Annotated in this window: 17 protein-coding genes; 5 read left to right on the plus strand and 12 right to left on the minus strand. The window is 67.1% G+C overall.

All coding sequences use genetic code 11. The features are described 5' to 3' along the window. Window positions 1-518 precede the first annotated feature (518 nt). Genes hemN through ACW7G2_RS05560 form a run of 5 tightly spaced genes read left to right on the plus strand, consistent with a single transcriptional unit; the run spans window position 519 to window position 5,561 of the window. A complete protein-coding gene (gene hemN, locus ACW7G2_RS05540; protein WP_456973552.1) occupies window positions 519-1,925 on the plus strand; it encodes an oxygen-independent coproporphyrinogen III oxidase in 1,407 nt (468 codons plus the stop codon). Between the two features lie 19 nt (window positions 1,926-1,944). Next, window positions 1,945-2,694, plus strand: a complete 750-nt coding sequence (locus ACW7G2_RS05545) for a helix-turn-helix domain-containing protein (protein WP_456973554.1) — start codon at window positions 1,945-1,947, stop codon at window positions 2,692-2,694. A 59-nt stretch (window positions 2,695-2,753) separates the two neighbouring features. Continuing rightward, entirely contained in the window at window positions 2,754-3,977 is a 1,224-nt protein-coding gene (locus tag ACW7G2_RS05550) for an NnrS family protein (RefSeq protein ID WP_456973556.1), read from the plus strand. Window positions 3,978-4,020: 43 nt separating this feature from the next. Then, window positions 4,021-4,422, plus strand: coding sequence for a SirB2 family protein (locus ACW7G2_RS05555; RefSeq protein WP_456973558.1), 402 nt, complete (start codon window positions 4,021-4,023; stop codon window positions 4,420-4,422). Window positions 4,423-4,454: 32 nt separating this feature from the next. After that, window positions 4,455-5,561: a PLP-dependent cysteine synthase family protein gene (locus ACW7G2_RS05560; protein ID WP_456973560.1), complete on the plus strand. Its 1,107-nt coding sequence runs from the start codon at window positions 4,455-4,457 to the stop codon at window positions 5,559-5,561. Window positions 5,562-5,685: 124 nt separating this feature from the next. Here the strand turns inward: ACW7G2_RS05560 and fabB are convergent, their stop codons facing one another. From fabB to ruvB, 12 genes are all read right to left on the minus strand, one after another. Continuing rightward, a complete protein-coding gene (gene fabB, locus ACW7G2_RS05565; RefSeq protein WP_456973562.1) occupies window positions 5,686-6,909 on the minus strand; it encodes a beta-ketoacyl-ACP synthase I in 1,224 nt (407 codons plus the stop codon). A gap of 2 nt (window positions 6,910-6,911) precedes the next feature. Then, window positions 6,912-7,427 (minus strand): 3-hydroxyacyl-[acyl-carrier-protein] dehydratase FabA, encoded by a 516-nt coding sequence (gene fabA, locus ACW7G2_RS05570; RefSeq protein WP_456973564.1) that lies wholly within the window; start codon window positions 7,425-7,427, stop codon window positions 6,912-6,914. Between the two features lie 99 nt (window positions 7,428-7,526). Further along, on the minus strand, window positions 7,527-8,201 hold the full coding sequence (gene queC, locus ACW7G2_RS05575) for a 7-cyano-7-deazaguanine synthase QueC (protein ID WP_456973566.1): 675 nt from the start codon (window positions 8,199-8,201) through the stop codon (window positions 7,527-7,529). Window positions 8,202-8,210: 9 nt separating this feature from the next. Continuing rightward, a complete protein-coding gene (queE, locus tag ACW7G2_RS05580) occupies window positions 8,211-8,885 on the minus strand; it encodes a 7-carboxy-7-deazaguanine synthase QueE (protein ID WP_456973568.1) in 675 nt (224 codons plus the stop codon). Window positions 8,886-8,930: 45 nt separating this feature from the next. Beyond that, window positions 8,931-9,716, minus strand: coding sequence for a tol-pal system protein YbgF (gene ybgF / locus ACW7G2_RS05585; RefSeq protein WP_456973570.1), 786 nt, complete (start codon window positions 9,714-9,716; stop codon window positions 8,931-8,933). An 11-nt stretch (window positions 9,717-9,727) separates the two neighbouring features. Further along, window positions 9,728-10,240: a peptidoglycan-associated lipoprotein Pal gene (pal, locus tag ACW7G2_RS05590; protein WP_456973572.1), complete on the minus strand. Its 513-nt coding sequence runs from the start codon at window positions 10,238-10,240 to the stop codon at window positions 9,728-9,730. A gap of 61 nt (window positions 10,241-10,301) precedes the next feature. Next, window positions 10,302-11,621: a Tol-Pal system beta propeller repeat protein TolB gene (tolB, locus tag ACW7G2_RS05595; protein WP_456973574.1), complete on the minus strand. Its 1,320-nt coding sequence runs from the start codon at window positions 11,619-11,621 to the stop codon at window positions 10,302-10,304. 248 nt (window positions 11,622-11,869) lie between these two features. Beyond that, on the minus strand, window positions 11,870-12,832 hold the full coding sequence (locus ACW7G2_RS05600; RefSeq protein ID WP_456973576.1) for a TonB C-terminal domain-containing protein: 963 nt from the start codon (window positions 12,830-12,832) through the stop codon (window positions 11,870-11,872). Further along, a complete protein-coding gene (gene tolR / locus ACW7G2_RS05605) occupies window positions 12,833-13,270 on the minus strand; it encodes a protein TolR (protein ID WP_456973578.1) in 438 nt (145 codons plus the stop codon). A gap of 70 nt (window positions 13,271-13,340) precedes the next feature. Then, window positions 13,341-14,138, minus strand: a complete 798-nt coding sequence (gene tolQ, locus ACW7G2_RS05610) for a protein TolQ (protein WP_456973580.1) — start codon at window positions 14,136-14,138, stop codon at window positions 13,341-13,343. Then, complete coding sequence (gene ybgC / locus ACW7G2_RS05615) at window positions 14,135-14,584, minus strand: tol-pal system-associated acyl-CoA thioesterase (protein ID WP_456973582.1); 450 nt, start codon at window positions 14,582-14,584, stop codon at window positions 14,135-14,137. The genes tolQ and ybgC overlap by 4 nt, the downstream gene beginning before the upstream one ends. Then, window positions 14,581-15,618 (minus strand): Holliday junction branch migration DNA helicase RuvB, encoded by a 1,038-nt coding sequence (gene ruvB, locus ACW7G2_RS05620; RefSeq protein ID WP_456973584.1) that lies wholly within the window; start codon window positions 15,616-15,618, stop codon window positions 14,581-14,583. The genes ybgC and ruvB overlap by 4 nt, the downstream gene beginning before the upstream one ends. Window positions 15,619-15,623 lie beyond the last annotated feature (5 nt).

Consider the following 15,623-nt stretch of genomic DNA (forward strand, 5'->3'; position numbering starts at 1 on the left):
TTACCCCGCCGCCGCCCAGCTCTTGGGGCGGCGGTTTCTTTTTTGGCTCCGGTAAATCGGGATCTGCAGAGATGCGGGGAAGGGCCTGCGCTTTCGCTTTCCAATGTCGTGACCTGATGGGCCCCGTCGCGGCCGCGAGCCTTCGCTGCGAATGTCCCCCGGCAGCCGCCAAAAACGCGGCTGCCTCCTCCTTTATTTCGCTGCGAAGGCTCCCGACCGCGACGGGGCTTGGGCTTGGAAAGACTTCTCCGGAATCATCCCTCGCCCGCAGCGCTTGCTTTTCAACTGAGCCACCCCGCACCCACCACGCGGGTGCCGGTGCCCTTGCGTGCGAAATCAAGGAGGAGGCGAAGGCCGCAGGCCGTAGCCGGGGGACATTCGCACGCAAGGGCACCGGCGCCAGGCGCCGCGACAACCCTTCAGCCCCGGGCTTTCCCAAAATAAAGAGCAACCGTCCATCCGCCCAGAGATTGACCAGAGTCAAGGCATCCCCCTCCGCCCAGGACTAATCTTCAGTCATGCAGATTCCCTCCCAGCCCCAGTTCGACGCAGGGCTGCTGCGGCGATACGACCGCCCCGGCCCGCGCTACACCTCCTACCCGACCGCGCCCAAGTTCAACGCGGACTTCGGCGAAGCCGAGCTGCGCGAAGCCGCGCTGGCCAGCAACGGAGACCCCATCCCCCGGCGCCTGTCGCTGTACGTGCACGTGCCGTTCTGCATGAGCCCGTGCTTCTACTGCGGCTGCAACCGGATCATCACCCGTGACCTGACCCGGGGCGAGGCGTACCTGGCGCGCCTGTACCGCGAGATCGCCCTGTTCGCGGAGCTCTTTGACCGCGACCGGGAAGTGATCCAGCTGCACTTCGGCGGCGGCACCCCGAACTTCCTCGCCCCCGCCCAGCTGGCCGAAGCCGTGGATGCCCTGCGCAGCCAGTTCCACTTCTCCGACCACCGTGACCGCGACATCTCGATCGAGCTGGACCCGCGTTTCATCGGTCCGAAGGAAGTCGCCGAGCTGGCGCAAATCGGATTCAACCGCGCCAGCCTGGGCGTGCAGGACTTCGACCACGACGTGCAGGTGGCGGTGAACCGGGTGCAGTCGGTGGAGGAAACCTTCGCCGTAGTGGAGGCCTGCCGCCAGCATGGCTTCCGCTCGGTCAACCTGGACCTGATCTACGGCCTGCCGCTGCAGACCCGGGAAAGCTTCGCCCGCACGCTCGACCTGGTGCTGGAGGCGCGCCCGGACCGCCTGGCGGTCTACAGCTATGCCCACCTTCCGCAGCTGTTCCGCCCACAGAAGAAGATCCGGGACGATCAGCTTCCGGATGCCGAGACCAAGCTGGGCCTGCTGCAGTTGGCCATCGAAAAGCTCGGCGCGGCCGGCTACGTCTACATCGGCATGGACCACTTCGCCCTGCCCGATGACGATCTGGCCCGTGCCCAGGAGCGCGGCGGCCTGCACCGCAACTTCATGGGCTACACCACCCACGCCGATACCGACCTGATCGGTTTGGGCGTCAGCGCCATCAGCCATATCGGCAACACCTTCAGCCAGAACCCGCGCGACCTGCCTTCCTGGCAGATCGCGATCGACGAGGGCCGGCTGCCGGTATTCCGCGGGCTGGGCCTGGATGAGGATGATTGCCTGCGCGCCGACCTGATCCAGCGCCTGATGTGCCAGGGGGAAATACCGGTCAACGCGCTGGAACGGCGCTACCTGATCAACTTCCCGGAGTATTTCGCCGACGCCCTGGACCGGCTGCACCCGCTGGTGGAAGACGGACTGGTGCGGGTTGAGCAGGACCGAATCATCGCGACCTCGCGCGGACGCCTGCTGTTGCGTAATATTGCGATGTGCTTCGATCGATATCTCAACCAGCCCACCGCCGAGCCGTCTGCTCCGCGCTACTCGCGTGCCATCTGACTGCTTCGGCGGGATGGCGATGAGTACGCCGTTTCCGCATCACAACCAGGCAACGCTAGCGGACGATGGTGATGACTTCACCTTCTGCTCCACCTGTGCCTTTTCCCAGGCCTGCCTGGCCGAAGGCATGGACAAGTCCGGTTTGCGCAACCTGCACATGCTGGTCGAGCACACCGGGCCGCTGCACGCGGGAGATCATGTGTTCCGCGCGGGCGATCCATTCGAGGCAATCGCCGCGGTGCGTTCGGGCACGGTCAAGACCTACACCATCGATCGCGAAGGCCGGGAACATGTGCTGGGGTTCCATTTCCCGGGCGAGGTGATCGGCCTGGACGGGATCGACGGCGACCGCTACCCCTGCAACGCTGTGGCGCTGGACACGGTGATGCTGTGCCAGTTCTCGTTCCCCAAAATTTCGGTACTGGCCGCGCAGCTGCCCGGCCTGCAGCGGCACCTGTTCCGCCTGCTCAGCCGCAACATCGGCCGCGCCGCGCTGCTGGCCGGCGACTGGACCGCGGACCAGCGCATGGCCGCATTCCTGATCGGCCTGTCGCGGCGACTGGCCGCGCGCGGTTTCTCGCCGCACCGCTTCCAACTGACCATGGCCCGCACCGACATCGGCAACTACCTGCGGCTGGCGCCTGAAACGGTCAGCCGGGTGCTGCGCCGCTTCCAGCAGGATGGGCTGCTGCAGATCGACCGCCGCGACGTGGAGCTGCTGGACCGCGACCGTCTGGAAACGCTGGCCGAGCCGATCCTGCGCAACTGAGCCGACCCCGGCTGACCTGGGTCAAGGCCCCGGCCACCGGTGGCGCCCATACTGGCGCCATGCACCCTCAACACTCCCCTGCCCTGTCCCCGCGTCGCCTGGGCGACGCCCCGCACCGGCTGATGTTCTTCATCGGCGCCGGCAACCTGCTGTTGGCGATGGCCTGGTGGGCCGCCTGGCTGGGCGCGCTGCGCTGGCCGCTGGTGGAAATGCATCAGCCGCTGACCTACGCAGGCTGGCTGCACGCCTTCGTGATGCAGTACCAGATGCTGCCCAGCTTCATCTTCGGCTTCCTGCTCACCACGTTCCCCAAATGGATGGGACAGCCCGAGTTCGAGCGCTGGCGCTACGCGCCGGTCGGCGTGGGCCTGTTCGGCGGCCAGATCGCGACCCTGCTGGGGGCGATCGGCTGGGACGTGGGACTGGTGGTGGGGCTGTTCATGACCATCGGCGGATGGCTGGCAGGCCTGTGCACCCTCGGCCCGCTGCTGTGGCGTGAGCGCGGCACCACTTGGCACGCGCGCTCCTGCTTCGCTGCCCTTTCGCTGGGCTTCGTGGGCCTGCTGGCCTGGCTGGTCCATGTGTGGGGTGCTCCGCCGTTCTGGGCGTTCGTGAGCATCAAGATCGGCAGCTTTGGCCTGCTGCTGCCGATCTATCTGACTATCGCCCACCGCATGTTCCCGTTCTTCGCCGCCAGCGCCGTGCCCGGTTACCAGGCATGGCGGCCCATGTGGCTGCTCGCGGCGCTGTGGCCGCTGTGCCTCGGGCACCTGGTGCTGGAACTGTTCCACATGTACGGGCTGCTGTGGCTGGTGGACGTGCCGCTGCTGGCGCTGACCGGCTGGATGCTGTGGCGGTGGTGGCCGCGCGGGAAAAAGCCCGGCCTGCTGACGGTGCTGTTCCTGGGCCTGGCGTGGCTGCCGCTCACCTTCGCGCTCTATACCGGCCAGAGTTTCTCCTACCTCCTGACCGGCGTGTACTGGCTGGGCCGCGGTCCGGCGCATGCGCTGTTCGTGGGCTTTTTTGGCAGCGTGCTGGTGGCCATGGTTACCCGGGTCACCCAGGGCCATTCCGGCCAGGGCCTGTATATGCCGAAGGTGGCCTGGTTCGCTTTCATCGCCATCCAGGTGGTCGCGCTGATGCGGGTTGCGGCCGAGGTGCTGCCGGATACCCCGGCCTGGCAGGCGGCGGCCGCGCTGGGCTGGCTGGTGGCGTTCCTGCCCTGGGTGGCGAGGCTCGGCCGGATCTACCTGAGTCCCCGGGCCGACGGCCGGCCGGGCTGAAACACCCGGACACGGGTCAACTCTTGTGTTGCCGGAAGCTTCAATGATCGAGTTCTACCCGCAGATCAAACACGCCCATATCGGCCTGGCGCTGACCAGCGGCGCCCTGTTCGCACTGCGCGGCGCCGGCGCCCTGGCGGGCATGCGCTGGCCGCGCTGGGCCACGGTGCGCTGGACCAGCTATGGCATCGACACCGCGCTGCTCACCGCAGCATTGATGCTGCTGGGCATCCTGCCGCGCGGGCTGTACGCCAACGGCTGGCTGACGGTGAAACTCATCCTGCTGGTGGTCTATGTCGTGCTGGGCGTATACGCACTGAGGCGCGCGCGCAGCCGCGCGGGACAGATCGTGTGCTACGTGGCCGCGCTGGCCATCTTTGGCATGATCTACAGCATCGCGCGGGCCCACCATCCACTCGGGGTGTTCTACGGCATCACCGGGTGAAACCAGCCCATCCCGCGTATCCTTACAGGCACATGGATACGCAGATTCCCCCCTCCGTCGAAGACTCCACCAGCCACCGTCTCTGGACCCGCGAAGCACTGAAACTGCTGCGCCAGGAGGCGGCCCGTTCGGCTGATACGCACCTGCTGCGGTTGGCGTTCAAGGGCTTTCCCGGCATCGAGTTCTACTTCAAGGACGAGGCCGCCCACCCGACCGGCAGCCTCAAGCATCGCCTGGCCCGCTCGCTGTACCTGTACGCGCTGTGCAATGGCCGCCTGCGCCAGGGACAGCAGGTGGTGGACGCCTCCTCAGGCAGTACCGCCATCTCGGAAGCCTGGTTCGCACGCCTGCTCGGCCTCCCCTTCACCGCGGTGATGCCCGCCGCCACCGCACCGCGCAAGATCGCCGATGTGCAGGCGCTGGGTGGCCACTGCGACCTGGTGGAGGATCCCTCCCAGGTGTACGCACGCGCCGCCTGGCATGCCGCCAACGGCGCCTGCCACCTGGACCAGTTCGGCCTGGCGGTGACCGCCACCGACTGGCGCGGCAACAACAACATTGCCGAATCGATCATCACCCAGCTGGCCGCGGAACCGCATCCGGACCCGGCCTGGGTCGTCTGTGGCGTGGGTACCGGTGGCACCTCGGCCACGATCGGCCGCTACCTGCGCTATCGCGGTCTGGCCACCCAGCTATGCGTGGCCGAGCCCAGCGGCAGCGCTTTCGTCCACGCCTGGCAGAGCCGCGACCGCGGCGTCCGCTGCAGCCAGCCGACGCTGATCGAAGGCATTGGCCGGCCACAGGTTGAACCCGGCTGGGTGTTTGAAACCGTGGACGATGTGATCGAGGTTCCCGACGCCGCATCCGTCGCCGGCATGTGGCTGCTGAAGGAACACTTGGGGCGCCGCTACGGCGGCTCGTCCGGCACCAACCTGGTCGCTTGCCTGCAGCTGGCCTGCCGCATGCGCGAGCAGGGGCAGGAAGGCAGCATCGTGACCCTGCTGTGTGATCCCGGCGAACGCTACGACCAGACGCTCTACGACACGGAATGGCTCGCGCGCAACGGCATTGATTCCGCTCCCATCATTGAAGCCCTGCGTAGCACCGTGGCCAGCGGCAGCTGGCATCCGTGGGACTGAACTTCCACCGGCACTGACCGCTTCCGGCGGGATTGCCCAGCCTGTCGGAAGCACGACGACGGCTGCAATCGGCCCGGGTTGATCTGCGCGGGAGTGCAGTGCCGCACTCCCGCGGAGGATGGAATCAGTCCAGGCGGCTGAACACCAGGCTGGCGTTGGTGCCGCCAAAACCAAAGCTGTTGGACATCACCGTGTGCAGATCCGCATCGCGGCTCTCGCCCACGATCGGGAAGCCTTCCGCCCGCGGGTCCAGCTGCTCGATGTTGGCCGAGCCGGCGATGAAGCCATCGCGCATCATCAGCAGGCTGTAGATGGCCTCATGCACGCTGGCAGCACCCAGTGAATGCCCGCTCAGCGCCTTGGTCGAGGACAGCGGCGGCACCTTGCCGGCGAATGCCTCGCGCACGGCCTCCAACTCGACGATGTCGCCGGCCGGGGTCGAAGTGCCATGGGTGTTGAGGTAGTCGATCCCGCCCACCGGCGTACCGTTGAGGCCGGCCAGCGCCATGCGCATGCAGCGCACCGCGCCCTCGCCCGAGGGAGCCACCATGTCCGCGCCGTCGGAGGTCACGCCATAGCCGGTGAGTTCGGCCAGGATCGTCGCACCGCGCGCGACCGCGTGCTCGTACTCTTCCAGCACCAGCATGCCGCCACCGCCGGCAATCACGAATCCGTCGCGGTCCGCGTCATACGGACGAGAGGCGCTCAGCGGGGTGTCATTGCGTTTGTTCGACAGGGCGCCCATCGCATCGAACTGCGCGGTCATCGCCCAGTGCAGCTCTTCACCGCCGCCGGCGATCACGACGTCCTGGGCACCGTGGCGGATCAGGTCCGCACCGGCGCCGATGCAGTGCGCCGAGGTGGCGCAGGCCGCGGAGAGCGAATAGCTCACGCCGCGGATCCCGAACGCGGTGGAAAGCGTTGCCGAGACCGTCGATCCCATCGAGCGCGGAACCATGTACGGCCCCACCTTGCGCACGCCGCGGTTGCGCAGCAGGTCTGCGGTTTCCACCTGCCACTGCGGCGAACCGCCGCCGGAACCGGCCACCAGGCCGGTGCGCTCGCTACGTACCTGTTCGTCGGTCAGCCCCGCAGCGGCAATCGCGTCGCGGGCGGCCACATACGCATACGCAGCGGCGTCGCCCATGAAGCGCTTGAGCTTGCGGTCGATCTCAGCCGTCAGGTCGATCTCCGGCACGCCGGCCACCCTGCTGCGCAGGCCAAGCTCTTCGTACTCGGGCACAAAGCTGATGCCCGGGCGGCTTTCGCGCAACGACTTCGACACCGTCTCCAGGTCATTGCCCAGGCACGAAACCACGCCCATTCCGGTCACTACCACGCGACGCATGATCAGAAGCCCTCAGTGGAGGAAAACAGGCCCACGCGCAGGTCGGAGGCCAGGTAGATCTCACGCCCGTCAACCAGCGTACGGCCGTCGGCAATCACCAGGTCCAGCTTGCCGCGCATGGTGCGGCGGATGTCGATTTCATAGCTCACCACCTTTGCGCCCGGGAGTACCTGGCCGCTGAATTTCACCTGGCCCACGCCCAGCGCACGTCCCAGGCCGGTCGCGCCCAGCCACGGCAGATAGAAGCCGCACAGCTGCCACATGGCATCCAGGCCCAAACAGCCGGGCATCACCGGATCGCCTTCGAAGTGGCAATCGAAAAACCACAGGTCCGGACGGATATCCAATTCGGCCTTCAGCTCGCCCTTGCCGTAGCGGCCACCCTCGGTGGAGACATGGGTGATGCGGTCGAACATGAGCATCGGCGGCGCGGGCAGCCGGGCATTGCCGGGGCCGAAGAGTTCGCCGCGCGAACAGGCGAGCAACTGCTCATAGTCGAAGGAGGAAGGCTGTTTCATGTCGTCCAAAGGTGGGGGAACCCGTCTATTTTGCGTGTTTTGCCGGAAAATTTCCGGGACGCCATCCGCACGCCGGGTTTCGGCGTCCGGACGGCGTATTCAGCAGTAGCGCGTGGGGTCGGCAATGCCGGCTCCGGAGAATCCTTCCGCGCGCAGCCGACAGGCATCGCAGCGTCCGCAGGCGCGCCCCGCGGCATCCGCGCTGTAGCACGAGACGGTGGCGGCGAAGTCCACGCCCAGGCGTACCCCTTCCTGAACGATCCCGTCCTTGCCCATCGCCATCAGCGGTGCGTGCACCCGGATCCCGGCCCCCTCCACGCCTGCCTGGGTGGCCAGGTTGGCCAACGACTGGAAGGCATCAATGAACTCCGGACGGCAATCGGGATAGCCGGAATAGTCGACCGCGTTGACCCCGCAGAAGATGTCCGCCGCGCCCAGTACCTCGGCCCAGCCCAGGGCAATGGACAGCATGATCGTGTTGCGGGCCGGCACGTAGGTGACCGGGATGTCTCCGGCGCCGTGCCCGCCAGCCTCGGGGACGTCGATATCGTCGGTCAGCGCCGAGCCGCCGATGCTGCGCAGGTCAACCGAGACGGTCTTGTGCGCCGCTGCGCCCTGTGCCTGCGCAACCCGAGCGGCGGCTTGCAGTTCCGCGGGGTGACGCTGGCCATAGTCCACGCTCAGCGCATGCACGGAAAAGCCCTGCTCGCGGGCGATGGCCAGGACCACGGCGGAATCCATGCCGCCGGACAGGAGTACGACTGCTTTCTTCATGAGTCTGCCTCAGCGTCCCGGTTCGTCATTCCAGAGGATTTTGTGCAGCTGCATCTGGAAGCGCACCGGCAGGCGGTCGGCAACAATCCAGTCGGCCAGGTCACGCGGGGCCAGTTCGCTCTTGCTGGGCGAAAACAGCACATCGCAGCGGGATGGGATGTCGTACTGGCGCACGATGCCGCTCGCCCATTCGTAGTCCTCGCGCCCGCAAAGGACGAACTTGACCTGGTCGTGGGCAGTCAGCAGCTCGATGTTCTCCCAGAGATTGCGGTGGGCCTCACCGGAACCCGGCGTCTTGATATCCAGCACGCGGCTCACCCGCGCGTCGACGCGACCGATGTCGATTGCGCCGGAGGTTTCCAGGGACACCGCATGCCCGGCATCGCACAGTCGCTGCAGCAGGTCCACGCAGCGCTTCTGCGCCAGCGGCTCGCCGCCGGTCACGCACACGTGGCGCACTCCGTGGCGGGCAACTTCCGCCACGATGTCGTCGATCGTCCACCACTGCCCGCCGTGGAACGCATAGGCGGTGTCACAGTAATGGCAGCGCAGCGGGCAGCCGGTCAGGCGTACGAACACGCTGGGCCAGCCGGCCTCCCGTGCTTCGCCCTGCAGGGACAGGAAGATCTCGGTAATCCGGAGCCGGTCGGCCCTCTCGGCATCTGGGGCAACAACATGGGTCATGGGTGCAATTGTACGGAGCCTACCGGATCCCGGCAGAATCAGACCTCAGCGCAGGCGGCTGAGGCGGATGACGCGAAGGCGATCGTCGGCGGTCACCGCCGCATCGCTGCCGGGATAACGCTCGATCACCTTGGCCAGCGTCTGTTCGGCAGATTCCATGTCCTGCCGACCGTACTGGGACAGGCCGACCTTGAGCAGCGCACGCGGCGTGCGCGAGTCCTCGGGGAAGCGCTGGATCAGGGCTTCGAACGCGCGCTGGGCGGCGTCATAGTCCTCCAGCACGTAAAAACTTTCACCCAGCCAATACTGGGCGTTGGGAACCAGCGCCCCGTCCGGGTGCGCGCTGAGGAACTGCCGGAACAGCTCCGTCGACTTTTCATATTCGCCCGCACGCAGGGCGCTGAAGGCCACCTCATAGGCGGCCCGCTCATCGGGATCCTGTGCTGGCAGGCGCGGCCGCTCGGCGGCATCTGCATCCGTCTCCGGCACGGGGACCGGCAACGATGTCCCGGCTTCGCCATCCGCCGGTTCCGGCGCGAAACCGCTTTCCAGGCGGTTGAGCCGGCCGTCCGCATCCAGGTACTGGGCACGGCTGGTCTCGCGCATCTGCTCGATGCCGTGCTGCAGCTCTTCGATCTGCGAGCGCAGCTGCACCACTTCGCGACGCAGCTCGTTGACCTGGTTCAGCAGGTCGACATTGGAGGTGCGGGTGGTGGAATCCTGGCGCTCCAGCGCGGCCACGCGATCGGCGAGGCTTGCGCGCTGTGCAAACGCGGGTGCAGCGGCCACAAGGGCCGCCGCAACCACGACTGGAACAATCAGTCTACGCATGACGCCAGCGATCAGCGTGCGCTGTAGACGATCTCAACGCGACGGTTGCGCGCCCAGCAGTCTTCGTTGACATCGGTGCAGCTGGGGCGCTCTTCGCCGTAGCTGACGGTGGTCAGCTGGGTGCCGGAACCGCCATTGGCCTGCAGGGCGGAGGACACCGCGTTGCCGCGGCGCTCACCCAGACCCAGGTTGTAGTCACGGCTGCCGCGCTCGTCGGCATGGCCTTCCAGGGTGATGCGGGCCGAAGGGCGGTCACGCAGGTACTTGGCGTGGCAGGCCATCTGGGCCTGGAACTCCGGACGCACCGACTCCTGGTCAAAATCGAAGTACACCACCCGCTGGCGCAGGCAAGCATCGGTGTCCAGATCCTCGGGGCCGAAAACACCGGCAGTGGGGGCGGGCGCAGTCGCGGTCGGCGGCGGCGCGGCCGGCGGCGGCGGCGCTTCCTCCTGAACCTGGCGGGCGCAGCCAACAGCGGCAACGCACAGCGCAGCGATGAACACGATACGGGTGGTGGTCTTCATCTCGTCGATCCTATGGTTGAACAACAGCGTTCAGGTTGATGGAAACAATGTGGAGACGGCGTCAGCGTTGTTCCCGGAACGGACCCCAGGCCGGCTCGCGCACGTCACCATCAGCAAGCACCAGGCGCTGGCGCACTCGGCCATCGGACGAAACGGCGTACAACACCCCTCGCCGTCCCTCACGTGCCGCGTACAGGATCATGCTGGCATTCGGTGCAAAGCTCGGTGATTCATCGAGCGAACCTGGCGACAGCGTGGACCAGCGCGGCGTGCCGAGGCTTCGATCCAGCACTGCAATACGGTACACGTTGCCCGCGCCTTGCGCTACGGCAATCTTCTGCCCATCGAAGGAAACACTGGGGTCGGAGTTGTAGCTGCCCTGGAAGGTCGTCCGGCTCTCTCCGCCGCCGCTGGCAGGCACCTGGTAAACCTGCGGCCGGCCGCCGCGATCGGAGGTGAAATAGATGCTGTTGCCGTCATGGCTCCAGGCGGGTGAGGTGTCGATGCCGAAGTGGTTGGTCAATCGGGTCAGCGCCTTGCTGCCCAGATCCATGACATAGATCTCCGGATTGCCGCTGCGCGAGAGCGTCAGCGCCAGCCGGCTGCCGTCCGGCGAAAATGCGGGCGAGGCGTTGATGCCGCGGAAGCTGGACATCAGTTCGCGGCCGCCGGTGGCGATGTTCTGGATGTAGATGGCCGAGTTGCCGCCTTCAAAGCTCACGTAGGCCAGGCGGTTGCCATCGGGGCTCCAGGCCGGGGAAAGCAGCGGCTCATTGGAGCGCACCACCGTTTGCGGGTTGAATCCGTCCGAATCAGCCACGATCAACGCGTAGCGTGCGCTTTCACCGGCGCCGGTCTGGGTGATATAGGCGATCCGGGTCCAGAACGCACCGCGCACGCCCAGGATCGCTTCGTAGATGGCATCCGACATCTGGTGGGCCACATCGCGCATGGCGCTGGCGCGGCCGGTCATGGCCATGCCCAGTACGCGCTCCTGCTTGGCCACGTCGAACAGTTCGTACTCCACCCGGTAGCCGCCACCAGCCGCGTCCAGCACCCGGCCGACCACCAGGAAATCCTGCCGCAACATGCGCCAGGTGGGGTACTGGACCTCGGCGCCGCGGGTCGGCCGCTCGACGATGTCGCGCTCGGGCAGCGTACGGAACTGGCCCGAGCGGTCCAGGTTGGCGCGGATCACCGCGGCCACGTCGGTATCGGGAGCGGTTGCCGAGCCCTGGTAGGGCATGGGCACCACTGCGATCGGCAGCGCCGAGGCGTGGCCGCCAACGATATCGATCTCCAGGCCCTGCTGTTGCGCCATGACGGCAACGGGCAGCAGAAGCGCAAACAGGGCAGCGAGGAAGCGGGTCATGGATTTCATCGTCTGGCTCGACATTGGAAAATAGGGAATGCTCACAACGCTACAGCTTGGCCGCTGGGCGTGGAGGATTGATGAACGGCAACCGTCGCCGCGTGCTCACCAGCTGCTGTAGGAGCGCGCCATGCGCGCGAAGCCGCGTGACAGTGATCGGTTCGCGCAGGCGAGCGGGGGAAGGCCCGTGATGTTCCGGATTTTCGGCAATTGTAAGAGTTGCAGACGTCACGCGGCTTCGCGCGCATGGCGCGCTCCTACCGGTCCCGGGCGGTGAAATTGAGGTTGAGCCTGCGGTTGAACACCGATTCGAAACCGGCATACGGCAGCGGTTCGGCCCGGCGCACCGCAGCCTCCACCGATCGCCGTCCCAAGGCGTCATAGGGGCAGGAACTGTCGAATTCGACATTCATCACCTGCCCGCCTGGCAGCTGGGTGATGTAGATCCGGCAGCGCTGGCCCAGGGCCACGTTGTCGGGACGGGTCCAGTTGCGCACGATCGCCTCCTGCAGCGCGGCGGCATAACGGGCGGCCAGGTCGCTGTCGCCGTCGGGGGTGCCGCGCGGCGGGCTGGCGGTGGAGCCGGTGGTCGGCTCGGACGTCTGGCGCTCGCGCGAATCGGCGATCTGCTGCAGCTTGCGCTCGGCCTCCTCCGCCTCGCGCTGCACCCGCGCCTGCTCTGCGCGCAGCTTGGCGAGCTCCTGCTCGCGTTGCTGCCGGGCCAGGCGGCGCTTCTGCTCGGCCTCTTCCTGCTTCTGCCGTTCGGCCAGCTCGATCTGCTCCTGGCGCCGGCGCTCTTCCTGTTCGCGCTCGGCAACCAGCTCGGACTCGGCGTCGGCGCGGGCCTCGTCCTGGTCCACCACGTCGGGCTCCGGGATCTGCTCCTGCGGTGCGGGCTGCGGCTCCACCTCGGCATCATCGGGAACCGGCTCAGGCAGCGGCTGCGACGGGGGCGCCGCGTCTTCCTCGACCGGCTCGGGTGTGGGCTCAGGCTCAGGCTCCGGCGCGGGCATGGGCTCGGGCACCTCGGCCAGCGCCTGCTGGGCGGCTGGCGACAGCGCGTCGGCATCCACCAGCTCGGCGCTGATCGGCACGCCGGCCGCCTGCGGCGCCGCGCTGCGGGTCCAGTGCAGGCCAAGGAACACCAGCGCGAACAACAGCACGTGCAGCAGCAGCGCCAGCACGACCGCCTGGACGGTGTCGGCACGCGCCTCACGCATTTATTCGCCGCCCTCCTGCGGACGGCTGATCAGGCTCACCCGGGTCACCCCGGCCTGGTTGATGGTGTCGATGGCGCGGATCACGCTCTGGTAGCTGGCGTCGCGATCGCCGTTGACCAGCACGCTGGCACCGGGATTCTGGTTGTGGATGGCCTGCACGCGCTCGCGCAGGCCGGCCACGTCGACGATCTGGTTGACGTTCTCGATCATCAGCCCCAGCGAGCCGTCCGCGTACACGCTGACCACCACCGGGTCCTTGGGCGAGCCCAGCGAGCGTGCACTGGAATCGGGCAGGTTCACCTGCGTGCCGAGGTTCAACAGCGGCGCGGTGACCATGAAGATGATCAGCAGCACCAGCATCACGTCGATGTAGGGAACGACGTTGATCTCGTTCTTGAGCTTGCGGCGGTGGCGGCGGCGATTGGAGATGACCGACATGGGGACTCCGGACTACAGGGCGATCAGGCAAACGGTCGAAGGCGGGCAGCGGGGCGGGCCCGCGTCACGGTCATTCGTCGGGGTAGGCCTGGCGCTCCAGGATCGAGGAAAACTCGTCGGCAAAGGACTCGTAGCGGGTGGCGATGCGCTCAACCTTGGTGGCATAGCGGTTGTAGGCCCACACCGCCGGGATCGCGGCGAACAGGCCCATCGCGGTCGCGATCAGCGCCTCGGAAATACCCGGGGCGACGGTAGCGATGGTGGCTTCCTGCACGTTGGCCAGGCCCTGGAAGGAGATCATGATCCCCCACACGGTGCCGAGCAGGCCCACGTACGGGGCAATCGAACCGACGTTGGCGAGGAATTCCAGGTTGTGCTCCAGCCCTTCCAGCTCGCGCGAGGTGGCCACGCGCATGCCGCGCTGGGCACCCTCAAGCTGGCTGGCTGGCGTGGCGCTGCGGCGTTCGCGCTGGCGCGAAAACTCACGGAAGCCGGACTCGAAGATCAACTCCAGGCCCCCGATCTCGCGGTTGCGCTCGGTGGCGGCGGCGTACAGCTTGCCCATGTCCGAGCCGGACCAGAACTTCTCCTCGAACCGGTCGGCTTCGCGCTGGGCGCGGTCGAGCAGCTTCTTCTTGCGGAAGATGATCACCCACGAGGCGATCGATGCGGCCAGCAGCAGCAGCATCACCAGCTGCACCGGGATCGAGGCATGCAGGAGCAGCTGCAGCATGTCGATGTCCCCGCCCACTGCGGTGGCCACTTCAACCACGCCGGCATCCGCGGGCAGCTGGCTGGCCAGCGCACCGTCCTCTGCGGGCAAGGGCTGGATCTCGGTGGCCTGCAGCAACATCGTCAGTGGAATCATGCATCCGCTCCGGATTTCTGTATTTGGTGTGGAACCAGTTCGGCAAGGAGCGCCTCCGGGATCGCCCGGGGACGGAATCCTTCCGCATCCAGCGCCGCCAGCCGCACTTGCGCGTCCAGCAGGCACCGGCCTTCGCGTTCAACCAGCTGGTCCACGACCAGGCTGGCCCGGCGGCATTCTCGCAGCGCCACCGTGACCTCAAGTACATCGTCCAGCCGCGCCGGCGCACGGAAGTCCATCCGCATCGCCCGCACCGCGAACACCAGGTTGTGCGAGGTACGCAGCGCTTCCTGGCCGTACCCGAGCGTGCGCATCCATTCGGTACGCGCCCGCTCCAGGAAAGCCACATAGCGCGCGTGGTACACCACGCCACCAGCGTCGGTATCTTCCCAGTACACCCTTGTCGGCAAGCTGAACGCTGGCTGCAACCTGGTCGTGTGGCTCAAAACTGCCCCTCCGTCCCGCCCTGGCCCGCGGCCTTGCGCAGCGGCTCCAGGCCCAGGTGCCGATACGCCTTGGCCGAGGCCATGCGTCCGCGCGCAGTGCGCACCAGGAAGCCCTGCTGGATCAGATAGGGTTCGATCACATCTTCCAGGGTGCCGCGCTCCTCGCTCAGCGCCGCGGCCAGCGACTCCACGCCCACCGGGCCGCCGTCGAAGTTTTCGATGATCAGGTTGAGCAGGCGCCGGTCCAGGTCGTCAAAGCCTTCCGGGTCCACGCTCAGCATCTTCATTGCCGCATCCGCCACCTGGCGGTCAATCTTTCCGCCCGCACGCACCTGGGCGTAATCGCGTACCCGCCGCAGCAGGCGGTTGGCAATACGCGGCGTGCCGCGCGCGCGGCGGGCGATTTCCGCAGCGCCCTCAGGCTCGCAGTCGATGCCCAGGATCCCTGCCGAACGCCGCACGATCCGCTCCAGATCCGCAGCGCTGTAGAACTCCAGCCGCTGGACGATGCCGAAGCGGTCGCGCAGCGGCGCGGTCAGCAGGCCTGCACGGGTGGTCGCGCCAATCAGGGTGAACGGCGGCAGGTCAAGCTTGATCGAGCGCGCGGCCGGGCCCTCTCCGATCATGATGTCGATCTGGAAATCCTCCATCGCCGGGTACAGCACCTCCTCGACCACGGGCGGAAGGCGGTGGATCTCGTCGATGAACAGCACGTCGTGCGGCTGCAGGTTGGTCAGCAGCGCGGCCAGGTCGCCGGCCTTTTCGATCACCGGCCCGGAGGTCACCCGCAGGCTCACCCCCAGCTCGTTGGCGATCACGTGGCTGAGCGTGGTCTTGCCCAGTCCCGGCGGGCCAAAGATCAGCACGTGGTCCATGGCCTCGCCGCGCTTGATCGCCGCTTCGATATAGATGGAAAGCTGCTCGCGGACCGGTTTCTGGCCCAGGTAATCGGCCAGCCGTTGCGGCCGGATCGAAGCCTCGACGGCCTCGTCTTCACGGGTCGCGTCGGCGGCGATGATGCGCTCTTCGGTCATCGCGT

Source organism: Luteimonas sp. A277 (assembly GCF_054052045.1).